22 protein-coding genes are annotated in these 22180 nt (G+C 75.3%); 8 read left to right on the top strand and 14 right to left on the bottom strand.

Annotated elements, in window-relative coordinates:
• Positions 1-14: 14 nt before the first annotated feature.
• The 3 genes from ABD160_RS25865 to ABD160_RS25855 all read right to left on the bottom strand — a co-directional run bounded on the left by ABD160_RS25865 (position 15) and on the right by ABD160_RS25855 (position 2792).
• Positions 15-704 (bottom strand): winged helix-turn-helix domain-containing protein, encoded by a 690-nt coding sequence (locus tag ABD160_RS25865; RefSeq protein WP_344027003.1) that lies wholly within the window; start codon positions 702-704, stop codon positions 15-17.
• Between the two features lies 1 nt (position 705).
• On the bottom strand, positions 706-1926 hold the full coding sequence (locus ABD160_RS25860) for a sensor histidine kinase (protein WP_344027001.1): 1221 nt from the start codon (positions 1924-1926) through the stop codon (positions 706-708).
• A gap of 131 nt (positions 1927-2057) precedes the next feature.
• Positions 2058-2792: a phosphoglyceromutase gene (locus ABD160_RS25855; protein WP_344026999.1), complete on the bottom strand. Its 735-nt coding sequence runs from the start codon at positions 2790-2792 to the stop codon at positions 2058-2060.
• A gap of 183 nt (positions 2793-2975) precedes the next feature.
• On the opposite strand from ABD160_RS25855, the gene ABD160_RS25850 reads away from it, so the two are divergent.
• The gene (locus tag ABD160_RS25850) at positions 2976-4904 is read left to right on the top strand and encodes a serine hydrolase domain-containing protein (protein WP_344026997.1); all 1929 of its coding nucleotides are present in this window, start codon (positions 2976-2978) and stop codon (positions 4902-4904) included.
• 31 nt (positions 4905-4935) lie between these two features.
• On the opposite strand, the gene rocD is transcribed toward ABD160_RS25850, so the two are convergent.
• On the bottom strand, positions 4936-6153 hold the full coding sequence (rocD, locus tag ABD160_RS25845) for an ornithine--oxo-acid transaminase (RefSeq protein WP_344026995.1): 1218 nt from the start codon (positions 6151-6153) through the stop codon (positions 4936-4938).
• Entirely contained in the window at positions 6150-6953 is an 804-nt protein-coding gene (ddaH, locus tag ABD160_RS25840; protein WP_344026993.1) for a dimethylargininase, read from the bottom strand. Before ddaH ends, rocD begins: the two co-directional genes overlap by 4 nt.
• A 100-nt stretch (positions 6954-7053) precedes the next feature.
• On the opposite strand from ddaH, the gene ABD160_RS25835 reads away from it, so the two are divergent.
• Complete coding sequence (locus ABD160_RS25835; protein WP_344026991.1) at positions 7054-7485, top strand: Lrp/AsnC family transcriptional regulator; 432 nt, start codon at positions 7054-7056, stop codon at positions 7483-7485.
• On the opposite strand, the gene ABD160_RS25830 is transcribed toward ABD160_RS25835, so the two are convergent.
• From ABD160_RS25830 to ABD160_RS25790, 9 genes are read right to left on the bottom strand one after another with little or no spacing between them, the layout of a single operon-like run.
• On the bottom strand, positions 7463-8380 hold the full coding sequence (locus tag ABD160_RS25830; RefSeq protein WP_344026989.1) for a dihydrodipicolinate synthase family protein: 918 nt from the start codon (positions 8378-8380) through the stop codon (positions 7463-7465). The genes ABD160_RS25835 and ABD160_RS25830 overlap by 23 nt on opposite strands.
• A 20-nt stretch (positions 8381-8400) precedes the next feature.
• Complete coding sequence (locus ABD160_RS25825; RefSeq protein ID WP_344026987.1) at positions 8401-8865, bottom strand: heme-degrading domain-containing protein; 465 nt, start codon at positions 8863-8865, stop codon at positions 8401-8403.
• The gene (gene mgrA, locus ABD160_RS25820; RefSeq protein WP_344026985.1) at positions 8862-9914 is read right to left on the bottom strand and encodes an L-glyceraldehyde 3-phosphate reductase; all 1053 of its coding nucleotides are present in this window, start codon (positions 9912-9914) and stop codon (positions 8862-8864) included. Before mgrA ends, ABD160_RS25825 begins: the two co-directional genes overlap by 4 nt.
• 49 nt (positions 9915-9963) lie before the next feature.
• Positions 9964-10566, bottom strand: a complete 603-nt coding sequence (locus tag ABD160_RS25815) for a bifunctional 4-hydroxy-2-oxoglutarate aldolase/2-dehydro-3-deoxy-phosphogluconate aldolase (RefSeq protein ID WP_344026983.1) — start codon at positions 10564-10566, stop codon at positions 9964-9966.
• Entirely contained in the window at positions 10554-11297 is a 744-nt protein-coding gene (locus ABD160_RS25810; RefSeq protein ID WP_344026981.1) for an IclR family transcriptional regulator, read from the bottom strand. The genes ABD160_RS25815 and ABD160_RS25810 overlap by 13 nt, the downstream gene beginning before the upstream one ends.
• Before the next feature lie 2 nt (positions 11298-11299).
• Positions 11300-12220, bottom strand: a complete 921-nt coding sequence (locus ABD160_RS25805) for a sugar kinase (protein WP_344026979.1) — start codon at positions 12218-12220, stop codon at positions 11300-11302.
• Positions 12198-13706 (bottom strand): tripartite tricarboxylate transporter permease, encoded by a 1509-nt coding sequence (locus ABD160_RS25800; RefSeq protein WP_344026977.1) that lies wholly within the window; start codon positions 13704-13706, stop codon positions 12198-12200. Before ABD160_RS25800 ends, ABD160_RS25805 begins: the two co-directional genes overlap by 23 nt.
• Positions 13703-14185, bottom strand: coding sequence for a tripartite tricarboxylate transporter TctB family protein (locus tag ABD160_RS25795; RefSeq protein WP_344026975.1), 483 nt, complete (start codon positions 14183-14185; stop codon positions 13703-13705). The genes ABD160_RS25800 and ABD160_RS25795 overlap by 4 nt, the downstream gene beginning before the upstream one ends.
• Before the next feature lie 26 nt (positions 14186-14211).
• A complete protein-coding gene (locus ABD160_RS25790) occupies positions 14212-15195 on the bottom strand; it encodes a Bug family tripartite tricarboxylate transporter substrate binding protein (protein ID WP_344026973.1) in 984 nt (327 codons plus the stop codon).
• Between the two features lie 180 nt (positions 15196-15375).
• Here ABD160_RS25790 and ABD160_RS25785 point away from each other — a divergent pair, with 180 nt between their 5' ends.
• The 6 genes from ABD160_RS25785 (at position 15376) to ABD160_RS25760 (ending at position 22096) form a co-directional block, all read left to right on the top strand.
• Complete coding sequence (locus tag ABD160_RS25785) at positions 15376-15882, top strand: VOC family protein (protein WP_344026971.1); 507 nt, start codon at positions 15376-15378, stop codon at positions 15880-15882.
• An 84-nt stretch (positions 15883-15966) separates the two neighbouring features.
• Positions 15967-16968, top strand: a complete 1002-nt coding sequence (locus ABD160_RS25780) for an Lrp/AsnC family transcriptional regulator (protein WP_344026969.1) — start codon at positions 15967-15969, stop codon at positions 16966-16968.
• Complete coding sequence (locus ABD160_RS25775; RefSeq protein WP_344026967.1) at positions 16965-18530, top strand: ABC transporter substrate-binding protein; 1566 nt, start codon at positions 16965-16967, stop codon at positions 18528-18530. Before ABD160_RS25780 ends, ABD160_RS25775 begins: the two co-directional genes overlap by 4 nt.
• Entirely contained in the window at positions 18527-19516 is a 990-nt protein-coding gene (locus tag ABD160_RS25770) for an ABC transporter permease (protein WP_344026965.1), read from the top strand. Before ABD160_RS25775 ends, ABD160_RS25770 begins: the two co-directional genes overlap by 4 nt.
• Entirely contained in the window at positions 19509-21317 is a 1809-nt protein-coding gene (locus ABD160_RS25765) for a dipeptide/oligopeptide/nickel ABC transporter permease/ATP-binding protein (protein WP_344026963.1), read from the top strand. Before ABD160_RS25770 ends, ABD160_RS25765 begins: the two co-directional genes overlap by 8 nt.
• Complete coding sequence (locus ABD160_RS25760) at positions 21314-22096, top strand: ABC transporter ATP-binding protein (protein ID WP_344026961.1); 783 nt, start codon at positions 21314-21316, stop codon at positions 22094-22096. Before ABD160_RS25765 ends, ABD160_RS25760 begins: the two co-directional genes overlap by 4 nt.
• Positions 22097-22180: the final 84 nt, after the last annotated feature.

Genomic DNA, 22180 nt, shown 5'->3' with positions numbered 1-22180 from the left:
ATGGCTCGCTATCGTTACACGTCGAACTTGTAACCGAGCCCGCGCACCGTCACCAGGTGCTTCGGGTTGGACGGGTCGTCCTCCACCTTAGAGCGCAACCGCTTCACGTGGACGTCGAGGGTCTTGGTGTCGCCGACGTAGTCGGCGCCCCACACCCGGTCGATCAGCTGGGCCCTGGTGAGCACCCGGCCGACGTTGCGGAGCAGGTACTCGAGCAGGTCGAACTCCTTGAGCGGGAGCGCCACCTCGTCGCCGTTCACCGACACGACGTGCCGCTCGACGTCCATCCGGACCGGACCGGACTCGAGCACGCCGCTGCCGCCCTCGGCCTCGCCGGCGCCCTCGCCGCCGCGCCGCAGCACGGCGCGCACCCGGGCGATCAGCTCGCGCGCCGAGTAGGGCTTGGTGACGTAGTCGTCGGCGCCCAGCTCCAGCCCGACCACCTTGTCGATCTCGCTGTCCCGGGCGGTCACCATGATCACCGGGACGGCGGAGCGGGAGCGCAGCGCCTTGCACACGTCGGTCCCGCTCATGCCGGGGAGCATGAGGTCGAGCAGCACGATGTCGGCGCCGTTGCGGTCGAACTCGGACAGCGCGTCGTTGCCGTTCACCGCGACCGCCGTGGTGAAGCCCTCCTTGCGCAGCATGAACGCGAGCGGGTCGGCGAAGGACTCCTCGTCCTCCACGATCAGCACCCTGGTCATCTCATCCTCCGGTTGTCGCGGTCTGGGGGGCGAGCTCGGCGCCGGGGATCCCGAGCCGCGCGGGCAGCCGCACGGTGAAGGTCGATCCGGTGCCCGGGCGGCTCCACAGCCGCACCTCGCCGCCGTGGTTGGCGCAGACGTGCTTGACGATCGCCAGGCCGAGACCGGTCCCGCCGGTGGCCCGGGAGCGGGCCGGATCGACCCGGAAGAACCGTTCGAACACCCGCTGCTGGTGCTCGGGGGCGATGCCGATCCCGCGATCGGTGACGGCGATCTCGACCGAGCCGTCGACCGCGCGCCGGCTCACCGACACCGACGAGTCGGCGGGCGAGTAGGCGATCGCGTTCTCGACCAGATTGGTCAGTGCGGTGACGAGCAGCGTCCGGTCGCCGTCGACGACCAGCCCGGACGGCGCGTCGGCGATGATCTCGACGCCGTGCGCCTCGGCCGAGTTGCGGCTGCGGGCGAGCGCCTCGCCGACGACGTCGTCGACCTCGACCGCGGCCAGCTCGGGCAACCGCTCGGCGCCGGTCAGCCGGGACAGCGCGATCAGCTCGGACACCAGGTTCCCCATCCGGGTCGCCTCGCGGAGCAGCTTCTCGCCGAACCGGCGGACCTCGGCGGCGTCCTCACCGGAGCCGGCCGCGGGCTCCAGGCCGTCCAGCGAGTCGAGCAGCGCCTCGGCCAGCAGCGCGACGGCGCCGACCGGGGTCTTGAGCTCGTGGCTGACGTTCGCGACGAAGTCCCGGCGGGTCGCCTCCAGCCGGGCGATCTCGGAGGTGTCGACCGCCTCGACCAGCGCGAAGCCGTCGCCCAGCGGGCGGATCCTGGCCTGCACCTCGACCGGCCCGCGCGGCGTGCGGTCCAGCGGCGAGAGATCGACCTCGACCAGCCGGTCACCGGCCAGCACCCGCTGGCAGGCCGCCCAGGCCCGCGGGTCGAGCCGGTCGCCGGTGACCGCGCCGAGCGCGCCGGCCCGCGGATTGTGCAGCAGCACCTCGCCGCCGGCGCCGACCACGGCGAGCCCCGACGACGACGCGCGGAAGGTGCGGTGCAGCAGCTCGCCGAGCGTCGGGCCGCCCGGCTCCGCGCCCCGCGGGCGGAGCTCCGGATCGGGATCGTGGTCGGGGCGGCCGTGCGAGGACCGTCGCGCGAGCGCGAACCCGGCCAGCAGGCCCAGGCCGAGCGCGGCGGCCGCGATCAGCCACGCGAGCGTGGTCACGGCTGCATGGTAGGCAAGCGGGGGTGCCCTCTGGCCAGCGCCGACCCGCGAAGGTGACGCCCGCGACCCGGCCGGGCGACAGTGTTCGGCCCGCGTTCACCGCGGGTTCACGGGCGCCCCCGCCGGCGGCCTCAGCGGCCCTGGTTCGCCACCCCGGCGATCGCCTCCTGCGCGGCCGCCGGATCGAGGTAGCGCCCGCCCGGGACGGTCGGCGACAGGTCGTCGTCGAGGTCGTAGACCAGCGGGATGCCGGTGGGGATGTTGAGGCCGGCGATGTCGGCGTCGGAGATGCCGTCCAGGTACTTGACGAGCGCCCGCAGCGAGTTGCCGTGCGCGGCGAGCAGCACCACCTTGCCGTCCCGCAGGTCGGGCACGACGGCCTCGGTCCAGTACGGCAGGAACCGGTCGACGACGTCGGCGAGGCACTCGGTGAGCGGCGCGTCGACGCCGGCGTAGCGCGGGTCGGCGTCCTGGGAGAACTCGGAGCCCTTCTCGATCGGCGGCGGCGGGGTGTCGTACGAGCGGCGCCAGAGCATGAACTGCTCCTCGCCGTACTCCTCCAGGGTCTGCTTCTTGTCCTTGCCCTGCAGGGCGCCGTAGTGGCGCTCGTTGAGCCGCCAGTCGCGGCGGACCGGGATCCAGTGCCGGTCGGCGGCGTCCAGCGCGAGATTGGCGGTGGAGATCGCGCGGCGCAGCAGCGAGGTGTGCACGACGTCGGGGGCGACGCCGGCCTCCTTCAGGAGCTCGCCGCCGCGGCGGGCCTCCGCCTCGCCCTGCGGGGAGAGCGGCACGTCCACCCACCCGGTGAACAGGTTCTTCGCGTTCCAGTCGCTCTGGCCGTGGCGCAACAGTACGAGGGTCGGCATGGGCCCAGCCTGCCACCCGCGCGCGGTGAGGTCCTCCCGCCGCGCACCGAACGTGTCCACCCGCACGTTCCCCCGGGTACCGTCCCGGACGCCACCGACCGTTCCGACCGTTTCGCCTGTACCGCCCTGCCGGCCGGACCGCGCTGTCGTGACCGTCGCGTTCCCCGACCGGCAGGAGTGCCCGTGCGCCGATGGACCACCGGAGCGCTCACCACCGCCCTGCTCGCCGTGCCGGGCCTCGGCGCCGTACTCCCGGCCCCCGGCACGGCCGACCCGGCAGGCGCGCCCGGCGGGCCGTCAGCAGCCGTGGACGCCGGCGACCTGGCCGGGCGCGTCGAGCGGCTCGCCGCGGCCCACGTCGGGCGCAGCACGCCGGGGGCGGTGGTGGCCGTCGTCGACGCCGACGGTCCGCTGCTCCTCCGGGCGTGGGGGGACACCGGCGGCCCTGCTCCGCTGACCACCGGTTCGCCGCTGCCGGTCGCATCGGTGTCCAAGGTCGTGACCGCGCTGACGGCGTTGCGGCTGCACCACGACGGCGTCCTCGATCTGGACGCCGCCATCACGACGTCGACCGGTGTCGCGCCGGTCGACCGGCGCGACCCGGGCGCGCGCACCCCGGTCACCGGCAGGCACCTGCTGACCCACCACTCCGGGTTGACCGAGCCCCTCCTGATGCATCCCGATCCACCGGGCGGCCCCGGCGACGTGGCCCCGCTGCTCGGGCCGTGGCTCCGGGAGCAGCCACCCGTGCTCGACCGCCCGGCCGGGACCGGCCTGCACTACTCGCCGCTCGCGGGCCACGCGCTGCTCGGCGCGGCGATCGAACGGGCGACCGGGCTGCCGTTCGCCGAGGCGGCCCGGGCCCTGGTCCTCGGTCCGGCCGGTGCGACGACCGCGGACTTCCCGGCCGATCCCGCGTCGGCGGCGGTCGTGCCGGTGGTCGCGGACGGCGACGGCTGGTCCGCCGCGCCGTGGCCCGCCGTGCACGAACGGCCGGCGGCCGGGCTGACCTGGTCGGCCGCCGACGCCGCGGCGCTGCTGCAGGCCCTGGTCGCCGACGACGGCCGGATCCCGGTTCCGGTCGTGTCCGAGGCGCTGGCCACCGCGGTCCGCCCGCCGCACGGCGGCCCCGGCCACACCCAGGTGTTCTTCGAGGCGCACCGCGCGGGTGTGCGGGTGGTCGAGCACGCCGGCGCGAACGGGGTCGCCTGGGCCGCGGTCCTCCCCGAGGCCGGGCTCGGGGTGTTCGCCGCGGTCCCGACCGACGGCGCCGACGCCATGCCGTTCGCGCCGGGTGTGGTGGACGAGGTCGCCGGATGGGCGGTGGCGTCCGGGCGGGTCGAGGCCCGGGAACGCCCGCCGCACGGGTACGAGGCGCTGCCGGGGCCCTGGCCGGAGCAGACCCGGGTGGTGGACCCGGTGGGGGTGTTCCAGGAGCGGCTGTTCGCCGACCGGGGCCCGGAACGGGCGCTGCGGACGCTGTCGTCGCGGGTCGTGGTCGGCCGCGACGGCGACGATCTGGTCATCGGGGACCGGCGCTACGCCCCGGCCCCGGGGAACCGGTGGTGCGATCCGGCCGGCTGCATCGCCGGGGTCCGCGCCGACGGTGGCGAGGTGCACCTGCTGCGCGGTGACCGCGCGATGCTGGAGCAGACGCTGGTGCCGGCCCCCTGGTGGTCCGACCGGGCCGTCGTCGGCCCGGTCCTGGTGGCCGGGGTACTGGTGGCGCTCACGGTTCTCGGGAGCGCGGTCCGGGCCGGGTGGCGGCGGCGACGCGGGAACCCGGCCGGGGGTGGGTCACCGGCCGGCCCCGGCACGTCGTGGGCCGCGCTCACCCTGCTGCTCGTCGTCGCGGGGCCGCTCCTGCCGGTGTGGCCGCTGCTGACCGGTACGGCCGAGTGGGTGCCGTCGGCGGGTCCTCTCGTCCGGACGTGGCAGGTCGCGACGGCGGCCGGCACGGTGGCCGGCACGGTGGCCGGTCTCGCGTCCGCGGCGCTGCTGGCGGCCCGGTGGAACCGGCTCGGCGGACGGCGCCGGTGGACGGCCCTGTTCGCGCTCGTGGTGGGCGCCGCGACCCAGGCGGTGCTGGTGACCTGGGCCTGGCCGGTCTGAGCCGCCGCCCCGCCACCGTCCGGCCGGGCGGTCAGCCGGCCAGGTCCCGGAGCACGGCGCCCAGGGTGTCGGCGAGCAGGTCGATCTCCTCGTGGGTCACCACCAGCGGCGGCGACAGCCGGACGGTGGCGCCGTGGGTCTCCTTCGCGAGCACCCCACGGCGGGCCAGCTCCACGCACACCTCGCGGCCGGTGCCGATCGCGGGATCGACGTCGCAGCCGAACCAGAGCCCGATCCCGCGCACCGCGGTGAGCCCGGGCAGGGCGCGCAACCGCTCCCCCAGGCGGGCGCCGTGCGCGCGGGCGACGGCCTGGAACGAGCCGTCGGCGAGCAGCCCGCACACCGCGGAGCCGACCGCGGCGGCGAGCGGGTTCCCGCCGAAGGTGGAGCCGTGCTCGCCGGGGCGCAGCACGCCGAGCACGTCGCGCCGCCCGACGACGGCGCTGACCGGCAGGATCCCGCCGCCGAGCGCCTTGCCGAGGGTGTAGAGGTCGGCCTCGACCCCGAACAGGCCGGTGCACAGGGTGGCGCCGGCCCGGCCGAGCCCGGACTGGATCTCGTCGCAGATCAGCAGCACGTCGCGCTGCTCGGTGAGCCTGCGCACCTCGGCCAGGTAGCCGGTCGGCGGCAGGACCACCCCGGCCTCGCCCTGCACCGGCTCGACCAGCACGGCGACCGTGTCGTCGGTGAGCGCGGCGGCCAGCGCGGCGGCGTCGCCGTAGGGGACGCGATCGAACCCGGGTGCGAACGGGCCGAAGCCGTCGCGGGCGGCGGCGTCGTCGGAGAAGCCGACGATGGTCGTCGTCCGGCCGTGGAAGTTGCCGCCGGCGACGACGATCCGGGCCCGCCCGTCGGGCACCCCGCGGACCCGGTGCCCCCAGGCCCTGGCGACCTTGATCGCGGACTCGACGGCCTCGGCGCCGGTGTTCATCGGGAGCACGGCGCCGGTGCCGGTGAGCTCGGCGAGATCGCGCTGGAAGGCCGGCAGCCGGTCGTTGTGGAACGCCCGCGCGGTGAGGGTGAGGGTGTCGAGCTGGCGGTGCGCGGCGGCGAGCAGCGCCGGGTGCCGGTGCCCGAAGTTCAGCGCCGAGTAGCCGGCGAGCGCGTCGAGGTAGCGGTTGCCGTCGACGTCGGTGACCCAGGCGCCGTGCCCCTCGGACAGCACGACGGGCAGCGGCGCGTAGGTGGCGACGCCGTACCGGTCGGCCAGCGCGATCTGCTCGTCGGTCCGGCCCGCGAGGGCGGTCACCGCCGGATCTCCAGGGTGGCGCACTTGATCCCGCCGCCGCCGCGGCGCAGCTCGGAGGTGTCGATGCCGACCGTGCCGAAGCCGCGCTCGGCGAGCTCGGCGGCGAACTTCTCGGCCTGCGGGGCGTGCACCACGGTGCGGCCGTCGGAGAAGCAGTTGAGCCCGAGCACCGCGGCGTCCGGCTCGGAGACGATCACCGCGTCCGGGAAGCGGAACCGCAGGACCTCCTGGGCGGCGTCGTCGAACGCGGACGGCAGGTAGGCCACCGAGCCGGGCCCGCCGGCCGGGTCGAGCACGGCGAACGCGGTGTCCAGGTGGTAGTAGCGCGGGTCGATCAGCCGCAGCCCGACGACCTCGCGGCCGAACACCCGGGCGGCCTCGTCGTGCGCCCGCGGATCGGTGCGGAACCCGGTGCCCGCGTAGATCGTGTCGCCGACCGCCAGCAGGTCGCCCTCGCCCTCGTTGACGTGCACGGCCTCGCGGACGTCGAGCCCGGCCGAGCCGAACCAGGCGCCGTAGGCGGGGCCCTCGGCGGCCCGCTCGGCGTGCCGGAACCGCGCGGTCAGCGCGATCCCGTCGATCACCGTGCCGCCGTTCGCGGCGTAGACCATGTCCGGCAGACCGGGCAGCGGATCGATCAGCGCCACGTCGAAGCCGAGATCGCGGTAGGCGGCGTGCAGGTTGCGCCACTGCGCCAGCGCCAGGGCGGCGTCGGTCGGCTGCTCCGGGCGCATCCACGGGTTGATCCGGTAGCTCACCGTGAAGTGGGTGGGCGGGCACATCAGCACCGAGACGGTCATGCGCACATCGTGTCGCGCCGACACCGTGCGTTTCCCGCCATACCGCGCACGATCGGCGCGTTCTGTACCGATCTCGCGCACGGGACTAGCGTCTGACGCCGTGGACGAGACCGACCGGCGGTTGCTGGACCTGTTGCGGGTGGACGGCCGGGCCGGCTGGGCCGAGCTCGGCGCGCGGATCGGGTTGTCGGCGTCGGCGGTGCGCCGCCGGGTGGACCGGCTCACCGAGCGCGGGATCATCCGCGGCTTCACCGTCGAGGTGGCACCGGACGCCGACGGCGGCCCCGGCGTCGCCGCCTACGTCGAGCTGTTCTGCCGGGGCACGGTCGCCCCCGGCGAGCTGCAGCGGATGCTGTCGGCGGTGCCCGAGGTGGTCACCGCCGGGACGATCACCGGCGAGGCGGACGCGCTGGTGCTGCTCCGCTCCCGCGACGTCCGCTCGCTGGAGGACGCGCTGGAGCGGCTGCGGATGGCGCCGAACGTCGACCACACCCGGTCGGCGGTGGTGCTCACCTGGCTGGTGTCGCGCTGAGCCCCCAGCCGTCGACGATCCGGTGCACCGCGTCCACCACCGGGGCCGCCGGCCGGGTGGCGGGCGGGCGCACGTCCGGCCGGCAGAGCCCGATCCGGGCCAGCGCCTCCTTGACCACGCCGACGTTGTCGGCCGACCGGTCGGCCGCGCGCAGCCGCTCGAACTCGTGGACCTCGTCCCACACCCGCATCGCCGCCGGGAGATCGGCCCGGGCCAGCGCCTGCTGCATCCGGCCGGACAGCGCGGGATGCACGACGGCCAGGCCGGAGGTGAAGCCGACCGTGCCGGCGACCGCGGCGGCCGGGGCGTGCGACTCGGCGAGGCCGGCGATCCAGGCGAACCGGTCGGCGCCCGGGCCGCGCACGACGGCCGCGACCCGCACCGGATCGGGCACCGCGTACTTCACCGCGACCACGTTCGGGCAGGCGTCGGCCAGCGCGGCCAGCTCGGCCGGGCCGATCCGGTCGTCCCGCAGGTAGGGCACGACGGCCAGGCCGGCCAGCTCGCCGGCGATCCGCACGTGGTGGTCGACCCAGCCCTGCGGCGACACGTAGGGGTGCACCGGGGGGTGCACCATCACCGCGTGCGCGCCCAGCTCCCGGGCGCGGCGGGCCGACTCCACCGCGGTCCGCGGGTCGAACCCGACGCCGGCGACGAACAGCGCGTCACCGGTGCGCCCGGCGGCCAGCTCCACCAGCCGGCCGGCCTCGGCGGGCGAGAGCGTGAAGAACTCGCCGGTGTTGCCGTTGACGGTCATCGCGGCGACGCCGCCGGCGGTGAGCCGGTCGAGCAGGCCGCCGAACGCGGCCTCGTCGATCCGGTCGTCGCCGTCGAACGGGGTCGGGACGATCGCGACCACGCCGGCGATCCGGCGTCGTACCTCGTCGGGGTGCACGGGGGTTCCTTCCGGTCGGGTCAGCGGCCCAGGTGGGCGCGCAGCTGCGCGACGACGAACGCGTGGTCCTCGACGTGCGGGAGCCCGGACACCGACACGACCCCGACGGTCCCCGCACCGGTGGTGCGGATCGGGAACGCGCCGCCGCGGGCGGCGTGCCCGTCGGCGGGCAGCCGGGAGTCGGTGTCGAAGTCCAGGCCGCGCTCGGCGAACCAGGCCGCGACGCCGAGCGAGCTGCGCTGGTAGTGCAGGGCGGTGGCGGCCTTGCGCCGCAGCCACAGGTCGTTGTCGGCGGTGGCGCCGTCGAGCACGCAGCCGAACACCCACTGGCCGTTCAGCGCCACGCCGATGCTCAGCCCGTGCCCGGCGCCGACGGCGGCGGCCCGCAGCAGGCAGCCCAGCTCCCAGGCGTCGTCGCGGGTGCAGCCGTCGAAGACCAGCGCGCGCTCGTCGGCCTCGATCCGCTCCAGCGGCGGGGCGTTCACGCGTCCGACGAGGCGGCCCAGATGTTGAGCCCCCCGTCCTGCGCGTACTGCTCGATCTCGGTGAGCTCGTCGTCGGTGAACGGCGGCGCGGCCAGCGCACCGACCGAGTCGTCGAGCTGCTCCGGCCGGCTCGCCCCGACCAGCACCGAGGTGATCCGCGGGTCGCGCAGCACCCAGGCCAGCGCCATCTGGGCCAGCGTCTGGCCGCGCCCGCGGGCGATCTCGTGCAGCGCCTTGATCCGGGCCAGGTTCTCCTCGCCGAGCATGCCCTCGCGCAGCGTCTTGCCCTGGGTGGCGCGCGAGCCCTCCGGGACGCCGTGCAGGTACTTGCCGGTGAGCAGGCCCTGGGCCAGCGCGGAGAACGCGATGGCGCCGATCCCCTCGTCGCCGAGCACGTCGAGCAGGCTCGGCTCGCCCTGCTCCACCCACCGGTTGAGCAGCGAGTACGACGGCTGGTGCAGCACCAGCGGGGTGCCGAGCCGGTGCAGGATCGCGGCCATCTCCCGGGTGCGCTGCGCCGAGTACGACGAGATCCCGGCGTAGCGGGCCTTCCCGGAGCGCACCGCGGCGTCGAGCGCGGCGGCCGTCTCCTCCAGCGGCACGTCGGGGTCGTAGCGGTGGCTGTAGAAGATGTCGACGTGGTCCAGCCGCAGGCTGGTCAGCGAGTGGTCCAGGCTGGTGAGCAGGTGGCCGCGGCCGCCGCCGGAACCGTGCGGGCCCTGGAAGAACGGGTAGCCCGCCTTCGTCGAGACGATCAGCTCGTGGCGCAGCCCGGCGAAGTCCTCGGCCAGGATCCGGCCGACGTTCTTCTCCGCCGACCCGAACGGCGGGCCGTAGCCGTTCGCCAGGTCGAAGTGGGTGATGCCCAGGTCGAACGCCCGGTGCAGGATCTCCCGCTGCCGGGTGATCGGGGTGTCGTCGCCGAAGTTGTGCCACATGCCCAGCGAGACCGTGGGCAGCTGCAGCCCGCTGCGCCCGGCGCGGCGGTGCGGCATCCGGTCGTAGCGGTCGGCGGCGGGGACGTGGGCGGGGGTGACGTGCGTGGTCACGGGTTCTCCTCGCGGATCCGGGGACGGTGGGTCGTGGGGGGCCGGACGCTCAGGCGAGCGCGGCGAGCCGGTCGACGGCGGCGAGGTCCTCCAGCGCGGAGCCGACGGCGACCGCGGCGGCGCCCGCGGCCAGGTACCCGGCCGCGTTGCCGGCGTCCATCCCGCCGGTGGCGACGAACCGGACCTGCGGGAACGGGCCGTGCATCGCGCCGAACCAGCCGGGCCCCAGCAGCGACGCCGGGAACGCCTTGAGCCAGCGCAGGCCGAGCCCGACGGCGCGCTGCACGTCGGTGGCGGTCGCGACGCCCGGCAGGTGCGCCAGCCCGGCGGTGGCGCTGGCCGCCGCGACGGCCGGATCGGTGCCCGGCGAGACGGTGAAGGCGGCCCCGGCCGCGGCGGCCCGGGTGACGTGCTCCGGGGACAGCACGGTGCCGGCACCGACCGGGCGGCCGCGGCGGCGGCCGGCGTCGACGGTGGCCCGCAGCGCGTCCAGCGACGCGGCCGACTGCACCGGCACCTCGACGGCGCCGAACCCGGCGTCCCAGGCCCGCTCGGCGAGCTCGACGGTCCGGTCCGGCGGCAGTCCGCGCAGGATCGCCATCAGCGGGCGCTCGCCCAGCTCGGCGTCGAAGAAGTGGGTCAGGTCCGCCATCCGAGCTCCTCGGAGATGTGGGTGGTGACCTCGGCCAGCCGCGGGCGCAGCAGATCGAGGTCGTCGAGCGTGGCCCGGGCCTTGAGCGCGGTCACCGAGACCGCCGCCATCACCCGCCCGGCGTGGTCGCGCACCGGCATCGCGATGCAGTTGACGTAGTCCTCGTACTCGCCGTCGTCGACGGCCCAGCCGCGCTCGACGACCCGGGCCAGCTCGGCCCGGTACCGCTCGCGGGTGGTGATGGTGGTGTCGGTGTGCCGGGCGAAGTCGGCGGTGTCGAGCAGCGCGTCGGCCTGCTCGGCGGGCAGGTGCGCCAGGATCGCCTTGGCGACCCCGGCGGTGTGCAGGCAGACCTTCTGCCCGACCTGGGAGTACAGCCGGACCATGCCGGGCTGCTCGATCTTGTCCACGTAGACGATCGCGCTGTCCTCCAGCGCCGCCAGGTGCACGGTGTGCGAGCACTCGGCGCCGAGCCCGACCAGGTAGGGGCGGGCGAGCGCGCTCAGGTCGAACTGCTCGACGGCGATCGCGGCCAGCCCGGCCAGCCGGTACCCGACGCCGTAGCGGCCGTCGGCGTGCCGCCGGGTGAGGCCGCACTCGGTGAGCGTGTGCAGGATGCGCAGCCCGGTCGACCGGTGCACGCCCAGGTGCTCGGCCACCTCCAGCTGGGTGCGCGGTGCGACACTGACGAACTCCAGGACCTCGGCGGCGCGCTGGATGCTCTGCGACATGATCACCTCGTGGGGACGGGCAGGAAGTCGTGCGTGCTGCTCAGCGCGCGGGCCGCGAGATCGTGACCGGTGCGCAGCCGGCTGGTCGCATTCTCCCCGCGCAGCAGCGCCGACAGGTATCCCGCGGCGAACGCGTCGCCGGCGCCGACCGCCTCGACGACGTCGACCTGGTGTGCGGCCACGAACACCGGCGGCGCGCCGGGGGTGATCTCGGTGGCGCCCACCGGGCCGTCCTTGACGACGACCCGCCCGGCACCGGCCAGCAGCGCGGCGACCTCGGCCGGGCCGCCGGTCCCCCACAGCGTGTGCGCCTCGTCGCGGCCGACGAAGACCACGTCGGCCCGGCGGGCCAGCTCGCGCAGCACCGGGGCGGCGGCCTGCGCCGACCACAGCCCGGGCCGGTGGTTGACGTCGAACGAGACCGTCACGCCGTGCTCGCGGGCCGGACCGAACACCGCGTCGAGCAGCTCCCGGCAGCCCGCCGAGAGCCCGGCGGTGATCCCGGAGACGTGCACGATCCGGGTCCGGTCCCAGCGCACCGCGTCCAGCACGGACGGGTCCATCCGGGACGCCGCCGAGCCGGCGCGGTAGTAGAGGACGCGGGTGCCCTCCGGGCCGGGGTCCTTGAAGTAGACGCCGGTGGGCGCGCCGGGCAGCACCCGGACGGCCGAGACGTCCACCCCGGGGGCGGCGACGGCGGCGACCATCCGCCTGCCCAGCGCGTCGTCGCCGACCTGGCTCAGCCAGGCGCTGCGGTGCCCGCGCTCGGCCAGGTAGAGGGCCACGGTCGACTCGGCCCCGCCGACGCCGAGCGCGACCTCCCCGGCGTGCTCCAGCGGCTCCGGGTGCACCGGGGCGACGAGGATCATGCTCTCGCCGATGCAGAGGACGTCGAGCTCCTCAGGGGGCGCGGACGGCGTCACGGTCTTCCTTCCTGCCGGGGCGGCGGACGATCCGGCGCAGTGCCGGACCGGCCAGTGCGAGCGCGCCGAGCAGCAGCAGCCCGAGCGCGACCGGGCTGGTGTAGATCGCGGCGGCGCCGTCGATGAGCAGTGCGCGGCGCAGGCTGCTCTCGGCCAGCGGGCCGAGGATCAGGCCGAGCACCAGCGGTCCCGGCGGGAAGCCGAACTGGCGCATGAACAGCCCGATCAGGCCGAAGACCATCATCAGGCCGACGTCGAACACGCTGTTCTGCACGGCGAAGGTCCCGACCATGCAGAAGGTGAGGATCACCGCCCACAGGTGGTGCTGCGGCAGCGCGAGCAGCTTGACCACGCCGCGCATCCGGACCAGTGCCAGCGCCAGCGCACCGGCGGTGGCCAGCAGCATGATCGTCCCGATGCTCCACACCAGGTCCGGCGAGTTGACGAACAGCGACGGGCCGGGCTGCAACCCCCAGATGATCATCGAGCCGAGCATCACGGCCATCACCGAGTCGCCGGGCACACCGATCGCCAGGGTGGTGGTGACCGAGCCGCCCATCGTCGCGGTGCTCGCGGTGTCCGCGGCGGCCACGCCCTCCAGCGAGCCCCGGCCGAAGTCCTGCGGGCGGCGCGACGCGCGCCGGGCCCGGTCCCAGCCGATCACCCCGGCGATGTCGCCGCCGGCGCCCGGGACGATCCCGACGACGGCGCCGACCCCGGCCCCGATCGCGGTCGGCCGGCGCAGCGTGCGGCGGTCCTCCCGGCTCGGCCACCACTGCCCGAGCTGGGTGATCGGCGCGGGCCGGTCCCCGGTGCGCGAGCAGAGGACCTGGTGCAGCACCTCGGCGACGCCGAACAGGCCGACGATCGCGGCGATGAACGGGATGCCGCTGCTGAGCTCGTCGACGCCGAGGGTGAACCGAGCGTCGCCGGTGATCGGGTCCCGGCCGACGGTGCCGAGCAGCAGCCCGGCGACACCGGCGACGAGGCCCTTGGTGACCTTCCCGGCCGCGACCCCGATCATCATCGTCAGCCCGAACACGACCAGCGCGAACAGCTCCGGCGGGCCGAACCCGAGCGCCAGGTCGGCGAGCGGGCGGGCGGCCAGCAGCAGGATCGCGATGCCGACCACCGAGCCGACCGCGGAGACCAGCGCGGAGCTGGTCAGCGCGATCCCGGCCCGGCCCTGCTTCGCCATCGGGTAGCCGTCGAAGGTGGTCGCGATCGACGCGGGGGTGCCCGGCGTGTTGATCAGGATGGCCGGCACCCGGTCGCCGAACTGGGCCGCGACGTAGATCGACAGCAGCACGGCGAGGCCCTGCAGCGGCTCCAGGGTGAGGGTGAACCCGGCGGCCAGCGCGACCGCCATCGTCGCGGTCACCCCGGGGACGGCGCCGACCAGCGTCCCGAGCAGCACGCCGATCAGCAGGCACAGCCCGATCGTCGGGTCGAGCAGCGCGCCGACGCCGTCCAGCAGCGCGGTCACAGCGGGACCCGCAGCAGCAGGCCGAACACGCCGTAGAGGACGGCGGTCGCGAGGGCGGGCACGAGCAGCAGGTCACGCAGGCCGCGGCCGCCGCCGACGGCGACCAGGCCGGCCAGCAGGAACGGCATCACCAGCAGGAAGTGCAGCCGGTACCAGGCGAGCCCGAAACCGGCGACGAGCGCCAGCACCAGGGCGAGCCGGAGCAGCCCACCCAGGGTCGGCTCGCCCTCGGCCGGGCGCGGGCGGAGCAGGCCGGTCGCCGCGACGGCGACCGCACCGGCGAGCAGCAGCGCCCCGAGCACGCTCGGCCACCAGCGGGGGCCGAGCGCGCCGCCGTCGACCGAGGAGGTGATGCCGGCGGCGGCGACCAGCACGACCACCGCGACGCCGGCCACCACTCCGGCGACGGCGAGCTCGCGGAGCCGGGCGCGCGGCCCCGGAGCGGTCCCGGTGCCGGCCTGCGGTTCGCCGGTGGTCACGGCCGTCGTCCCGGTGGTCGCGGCCGTCACTGCCCGGCCTCGGCGAGCTCCCCGAACCGCTGGTGCTCCTCCTGCACGAAGGCGGTGGTGTCGGCGGCGGAGCGGTACTCGACCAGGTTCCCGCCGCTGGTGATCAGCTCCCGGTAGCCCTCGGCGTCGACGGCGGTGCGCACGGCGGCCTCCAGCCGGTCGCGGACCTCGGTGGGCAGGCCGGCCGGTGCGGCCAGGACGGCCCAGCTGCCGGTGACGACGTCGTGCCCGAGCTCGGTCGCGGTGGGCACGTCGGGCAGGGCGGGCGCCCGCTCCGGGGTGAAGACGGCGAGCACGCGGAGCCGGCCGTCGTCGTGCGCGGGTGCGGTCTCGCCGATGCCGGCGACGACGGCGTCGACCTGCCCGCCGACCGCGGCGGCCACCGCGGGGGCGCCGCCGTCGAACGGGACGCCCTGGAACTCGACGCCCGCGGTGCGGGCCAGCTCCTTCGACGCGGCCTCCCAGCTCGATCCGGGACCGGCGTTGGAAACGGTGACCCGGCCCGGCTCGGCGCCGGCGGCGGCGAGCAGCTCGTCGAGCGTGGTGTACGGGCTGGACGCCGGCACCGCGACGGTGCCGGGCTGGGTGTTGGCCTGGCCGAGGAAGTCGTAGTCGGCGGGATCGGTGTCGTAGCCCTGGTGGCCGAGCATGCTCACCTCGACCGGCAGGACGGCGATCGAGTAGCCGTCCGGCGCCAGGCCGGCGAGATGGGCCATGCCCACCGAGCCGGATCCGCCGGGCCGGTTGTCGACCACGATGGACGTGCCGAGATCGGCCTCCATCTCGGTGGCGAGGGTGCGCGCGGTGAGGTCGGTCGCGCCGCCCGCCGAGGTCGGGGTGAACATCGTGATCGTGCCCGTGGGGAAGTCGTCCCCGGCGGCGGCGCCGCCGCCCGAGCGGTCGGCACATCCGGTGAGCACCAGCGCAGCGGTCGCGGTCAGCGCGACGAGCAGGCGGGCCCGCAGGTTCGGTACGGACATCCTCGTCCTTCCTCGAGCGGCGACCTCGCCACCCTGGGTGTGCAACATATGCAACTGAAGTGCGTCTTGTGCACAGAGATTAAAGGGGGTTGACGAAACGGACAAGACCTCGCATCCGTTGAACTTCCGGACCGCCGGGCGTACCGTTCAAGTTGAGAGTTCAACTTTTTGGGAGCGACCATGCCCGTCCAGCGCCTCAACCACGCCGTGCTCTACGTCCGCGACGCCGCCCGCAGCGTCGCCTTCTACCGCGACGTGCTCGGCTTCCGCACGGTCGTCGAGCTCCCCGGCGGGCGCGGCGCCTTCCTGCAGGCGGCCGGCTCGACCAACGACCACGATCTCGCCGTGTTCGCGCTCGGCGACCGGGCCGGGGCCTCGCAGGCCGGCCGGTCCACCGTCGGGCTCTACCACCTGGCCTGGGAGGTCGACACCCTCGGCGAGCTGGCCGCCGTCGAGCAGCGGCTGCGCGGGGCCGGCGCCCTGGTCGGCGCCTCCGATCACGGCTCCACCAAGGCGCTCTACGCGCACGACCCGGACGGGCTGGAGTTCGAGGTGTGCTGGCTGGTGCCCGCCGCACTGCTCGGCGACGACACCGACATGCGCACCGACCGGCTCGACCTGCCCGCCGAGATCGCCCGCTACGGCGCGGACACCCCGGGCGGGATCGGCGTGTCCGTCCCGGCGTAGCGTGCAGATGACCCTGGGTTAAGCGGTGGTTTCCACCATCGCTGACGGTTGACTTGGAGATATCCCCCACCACAGAGTGAGCTTGTGGGTGATTTCGCCAAGCTCGACGAGCTGGACCGCCGTATCGTCGCCGCCTTGCAGGCCAACGGCCGCGCGTCGTGGACCGCGGTCGCCGAGGCCATCGGCGCGCCCGAGACGACCGTGGCCCGGCGCGGCCAGCAGCTGCTGGAGTCCCGCACCGTCAAGGTGACCGGCCTGCTCGACGACCTGCGCTGCGGGCTCGGCATCTCGCTGCTGCTGCGGGTGCGCTGCCGGCCGGGCCGGGCGAACGCGGTCGCCGCCGCGCTCGCCGACCTGCCGGTCACCCGGTTCGCCACCGTGCTGTCCGGCAGCGCGGACGTCGCGGCCGAGATCGTCGTCCGCCGGCACGAGGACGTCGCGACCGTGCTGGTCGACGAGCTGCCCCGGCCGGACGACATCGCCGAGACCGAGTCGATGGTCGTCGTCCGGAAGTTCCTGGCCTTCGAGGAGTGGGACACCGGGCTGCTCGACCCGGCCGCGGTCGCCGCGCTGCGCCCGGCCGCCGCGATCCCCGAGCACACCCGCTGGCAGCAGACCGAGCAGCTCACCGAGCAGGAGTTCGCGATCGCCCGGCTGCTCGCCAGGGACGGCCGCGCCACCTACTCCCGGATCGCCGCGCACACCGGGATCGGCGAGTCCACCGCCGCCCGCCGGGTCGAGTCCCTGGTCGCCCGCGGCTGCCTGCGCTTCCGCACCATGTTCGAGCCGCCGGTGCTCGGCTTCGACGTGAACTTCCTGCAGTGGCTGGCCGTCGAGCCGGCCGAGCTGGAGGAGGTCGGCAGGCGGCTCGCGAAGGAGCCGTCCACCCGCTACGTCAGCGCGACGACCGGCCGGTTCAATCTCTGCCTGCACGGCTCGCTGCCCGGCTACGGCGACCTCTACGAGTACCTGACCCGGGTGGTCGGCGCGCTGCCCGGCGTGCACTCCGCGGACATGACGCTGCAGGCGCACACCCTGAAACGGGCCTGGCTGCGGCTCGGGCCGGACGGGAAGGTCCTGCCGTGAGGCGCCCGGCCCGGCTCGCCGGGGCGCTCGCGCTCGGCGCCACGCTGCTCGCCGGCTGCGCCGGCCCGGCCGCGGGACCCGCCGAGACCGGCACCGTCCGCACCGTCCTCAACAGCGACCCGTCCGGCTTCGATCCCGCCCAGGCGCAGGGCCAGCAGACCTTCCAGGTCGCCGGACTGCTCTACGACACCCTGCTCCGCCGCGACGACGGCGGGCAGCTGGTCGGCGGGCTCGCCACCGGCTGGAGCAGCGAGTCGGCCGCGTCGTACACCTTCGACATCCGGTCCGGCGCCGACTGCGCGGACGGCACCCCGATCACCGCGTCGGTGGTCGCCGGGTCGCTCGCCCGGCTGGCCGATCCGGAGCTGGGGTCCACCTGGAAGAACCTGGTGTTCGGGCCGGGCGACGTGCAGGTCACCGCCGACGACGCCGCCGGACGGGTGCAGGTCACCCTCTCCGAGCCGTTCACCACGCTCCCGCAGGGCCTGGCGATCGCCCAGGCCGGGATCGTCTGCCCGGCCGGGATCGCCGATCCCGAGGGGCTCGACGCCGGCACCGTGCCCGGCGCCTACTCCGGGCCGTACGTGCTCGCGCAGGCCCAGCAGGGGCTCTCCTACGCCTTCGACCTGCGGCCCGGCTACGACGCCTGGCCGGAGTTCGCCGAACCGCTGCGCGGCACCCCGCCGCGCCGGATCGAGGCCGGCATCACCACCGACCAGTCCACGGTCGCCAACCAGATCCTGGCCGGCGACCTCGATCTCGGCCAGTTCGCCGATCCGGCCGCCGTCGCCCGGTTCGCCGCGCAGCCCGACCTGCACCAGTACCGGGTGACCTCCTCGACCGCGTACGTGGTGTTCAACCAGCGCCCCGGGCGGGTGTTCGCCGACCGGCCGGACCTGCGTCGCGGGGTCGCCGCGGCGATCGACCAGCGGGCGTTCAACCAGGTGTTCAGCAAGGGCACCGCGGAGCTGCTGACCTCGGTCACCCCGGCCAGCTTCGCCTGCACCAGCACCGACCGGTCGCTGCTGCAACCGCACGACCCGGCGGCCGCGGCCGCCGCGCTCACCGGTGCGGGCCCGATCACGATCATCGGAAACACGGCGAACCGGCAGTTCAGCGGCGGCGCCGACTACCTGTTCCAGGCGGTCCGGGACGCCGGTGCGGAGGTACGGATGGACAAGGTCGACAACGCCACGTTCTGGTCCACGATCGCCGAGGGGGGCGCCGACTGGGACATGGTGTTCCTCGGCGACCTCAACTCGGTCGGCGCGATCAGCGCCTCGCTGGACCGGGTGATCGGCACCGGCGTCGAGGACGGCGGGCGCAACTACAGCGCCTCGGTCAATCCCGAGGGCGAGGCGGCGCTGGCCGCCGGCCTCGCCGCCGCCGACGACGCCGGTCGCTGCGCCGCGTTCCAGCGGGCCCAGGAGACCCTGTTCGAGCGCACCGACGTGGTGCCGCTGGCCGGCAACCCGAACACCTTCGTGACCGGCCCGGACGTCACCGTGTCGGTGTTCGACGACTACGTCGACCTGGCCACGCTGCGGGTGGGTGCGCCGTGACCGCCGCGACGCCCACCCGCCGCCGGGACGGCGCCTCCTGGGGCCCGTTCGCGCTGCGCAGGCTCGGCGGGCTCGCCGGGACCGTCGTGATCGCGGTCGTGCTGACCTTCGTGATCGTGCCGCTGATCCCCGGCGATCCGGCGGTCAGCGCGGCGGGCCCGGACGCCACCACCGAGCAGATCGAACGGATCCGGGCCCAGCTCGGGCTGGACCGCCCGCTGACCGAGCAGTTCCTCGCCTACCTCGGCGGGCTGCTGCGCGGCGATCTCGGGCACTCGTTCTCGCTGAACGCGCCGGTCGCCGAGGTGGTGCTGCGGCGGCTGCCCTTCACCGCGGCGCTGTCGGTGCTCGCGCTCATCGTGGTGCTCCTGGTCGCCGTCCCGCTCGGGATGGCCGTCGGGGCGCTCACCCGCGGCGGACGGCGCCGCCGGCTGGACACCGCGTTCTCGCACGGCACCGCGTTCGTCGCCGCGATCCCGCCGTACGTGATGGCCACCCTGCTGGTGCTGGTCTTCGCGGTGTCACTGCAACTGCTGCCACCCGCCTACACCCGGTCGAACCCGGGTGCGTCGATCCTGCTGCCCGCACTCGCGCTGAGCCTGCCCTCGATCTGCCTGATCTCCCGGGTGGTGCGCCGGGAGACCGCGGTGGTGCTGGAACAGGACTTCGTCCGGACCGCACGCGGCTGGCGGCTGGGCACCGCCCGCACCGCACTCGGCTACGTGCTGCCGAACCTGCTCACCAGCACGCTGACGCTCAGCGGGATCGTGCTGGTCGGCATGCTCGGCGGCGCGATCAGCGTGGAGACCGTGTTCGGCTGGCCGGGGCTCGGCCTCGGCGTGGTCAACGCCGTCGCCACCAAGGACTACCCGCTCATCCAGGGCATCGTGCTGGTGCTCGCCGTGCTGTCCGCCCTGATGACGACCGCGGTCGACGTCGTGCTGGGCGCCGTCGACCCGCGGGTGCGAGGAGACGACCATGGCTGACCCGACGACCACCCCGGCCGCACCTGCGGCGCCGGTCGCGCCGCGGCGGCTGCGCTGGACCCCCACCCTGGTCGCGGGAACCGCGATCCTCGGGGTGACGGTCGCGGTCGTCGCCGTCGCGTCGCTGACCCTGCGCCCGGCCGCCGAACGGCTCGGGTCCGACGTCGCCGCGCCGCCCTCGGCCGCGCACTGGCTCGGCACCGACGACTTCGGCCACGACCTGCTGGCCCGCGCGCTGATCGGGGCGGAGGCCAGCCTGCTCATGGCGCTGGTCGCCACCGCGGTGTCGACCACCGCGGGCGTGCTGATCGGCATCGGCGTGTGGACGCTGCCGCGGCGGGCCCGCGAGCTCGTCCGGCGCGGCATCGAGATCACCGTGTCCTATCCGGAGCTGCTGATCGCCATCGTCATCGCGGCGATCCTCGGCGCCGGGCGCTGGCAGCTGGTCACCGCGGTGGCGCTGGCGAACATCCCGGCCATCGCCCGGCTGGCCGCCAACCTCGCCGCCTCGGTGTACCAGCGCGACTACGTGACCACCGCCCGGATGGCCGGGGTCGGCCGGCGGGCGCTGATCACCCGGCACCTGCTGCCGAACACCGCCGAGCCGCTGCTCATCCAGCTGGCCGCGACCTTCTCCACCGCGCTGGTCGCGATGTCCGCGCTGTCGTTCGTGGGGCTCGGCGTGCAGACCCCCGACTACGACCTGGGCCGGCTGCTCGCCGACGGGCTGCCGGCGATCTACACCCGGCCGATCGAGGTCGTCGGGCCCACCCTGATGATCGTGCTGATCTCGGTCGGCGCGATGCTCGTCGGCGACGGGCTGGCCGCCGCCGCCGACCCGCGTGCCGCGGCCCCGCGCGGGGGTGCGCAGCGGGCGGTCGCCGGTCCCCCCGCGACGGCCGGTGCCGGCACCCCGGCCGATCCCGCCCCGGCCGACCAGGCGGCGAGCACCCCGGCCACCCCGGCCACCCCGGCCACCCCGACCGACCCGGCCCCGGCCGATCCGGCCGATCCGCACGTGGTCTCGGTGCGGGACCTGCGGGTCCGGCGGCCGGACGGCACCGCGCTGGTCGACGGCGTGTCGTTCGGCATCGGCCGCGGCGAGGTGCTCGGGCTGGTCGGCGAGTCCGGCAGCGGGAAGTCGCTCACCGCGCTGTCGCTGGCCCGGCTGCTGCCCGACGGGCTCACCGCCGAGGCCGCGGAGCTGCGGATCGACCGGACCGACCTGCTCGGCGCCCCGTCCGCCCGCGAGCTGGTCGACGCCGCGGCCGTCGTCTACCAGGATCCGGGCACCACCTTCTCGCCCACCCGCCGGATGGCGGGCCAGCTGACCTCGGTGCTGCGGGTGCACCGCGGCCACGACCGCGACCGGGCCACCGCGGAGATGTCGGAGCTGCTGGAACGGGTGCACATCGTCGATCCGCAGCGGCTGCTGCGGGCCCGGCCCTACGAGCTGTCCGGCGGGATGCGGCAGCGCTCGATGATCGCCGCGGCGCTGTCCGCCCGGCCGGCGCTGCTGATCGCCGACGAACCGACCACCGCGCTGGACACCACCGTCGCCGCCGGGATCCTGCGCGAGATCGAACGGGTCCGCGACGAGACCGGCGCCGCCGTGCTGTTCATCTCGCACGATCTCGGCGTCGTCGAGGAGCTGTGCGACCGGGTGCTGGTGATGAAGGAGGGAAGGATCGTGGAGGAGCTCGACCGGGACACCCTGCGCGCCGGCGAGGCGCGGCACCCCTACACCCGGATGCTGCTCGACGCGGTGCCCCGGCTCTCGGCCGGGCAGGTGCAGCGGTGAGCGGCCCGGACCTGCTCCGTGTCGAGGACCTGTCCGTCCGGTTCGGCCGCGGCGCCCGGGCGGTGCCGGTGCTGCACGGGATCGACCTGCGGGTGCGGACCGGACGCACGGTCGGCCTGGTCGGCGAGTCCGGCTCCGGCAAGTCGACGCTGGCCCGCACGATCCTCGGCGCGATCCGCCCGGCCGCGGGCCGGGTACTGCTCGACGGCCGGGACACCGCGGGCCTGGGCCGCCGGGAACGGCGGCGGATGCAGCTCGTCCCGCAGGACCCCTACTTCTCGCTGAACCCGCGGCGCACCGTCGCGCAGACCCTCGCCGAGGCCCTCGACCCGGCCCGCGCCCGGGTCCGCGCCCATCGCGCGGCGATCGTCGAGGCGCTGGCCGAGGTGGCCCTGCCGGCCGATGCCGCCGACCGCTACCCGCACCAGTTCTCCGGCGGCCAGCGGCAGCGGATCGCGATCGCGCGCGCCCTGGTCACCCGGCCCGACCTGGTGGTGGCCGACGAGATCACCTCCGCGCTGGACGTCTCGGTGCAGGCCGGGGTGCTCGACCTGCTGGACCGGCTGCACGCCGAGCGCGGCCTCACCGTGCTGTTCATCTCGCACGACCTGGCCGTGATCGAGCAGGTGTGCGACGACGTCGCCGTGCTGCACCACGGCCGGCTGGTCGAGACCGGCCCGGTCGCCGAGGTGTTCGCCGACCCGGTCGCCGAGCACACCCGCGCACTGCTCACCGCCGTCCCCGGCCGCAGGCGGGCCGCCGCCGGGAGCGCCGGGTGAGCCCCACGGTGCCGCCCCCTGTACCCCCTGTACCCCCTGTACCCCCTGTACCCACGGTGCCGCCCGCTGTGCCCCCTGTGTCTG

The sequence above is a fragment of the Pseudonocardia kongjuensis genome (assembly GCF_039526905.1).
Classification (GTDB): domain Bacteria; phylum Actinomycetota; class Actinomycetes; order Mycobacteriales; family Pseudonocardiaceae; genus Pseudonocardia; species Pseudonocardia kongjuensis.
The sequence above is the reverse complement of the archived record's forward strand: the minus strand, read 5'-3'. Positions and strand labels throughout refer to the sequence as shown.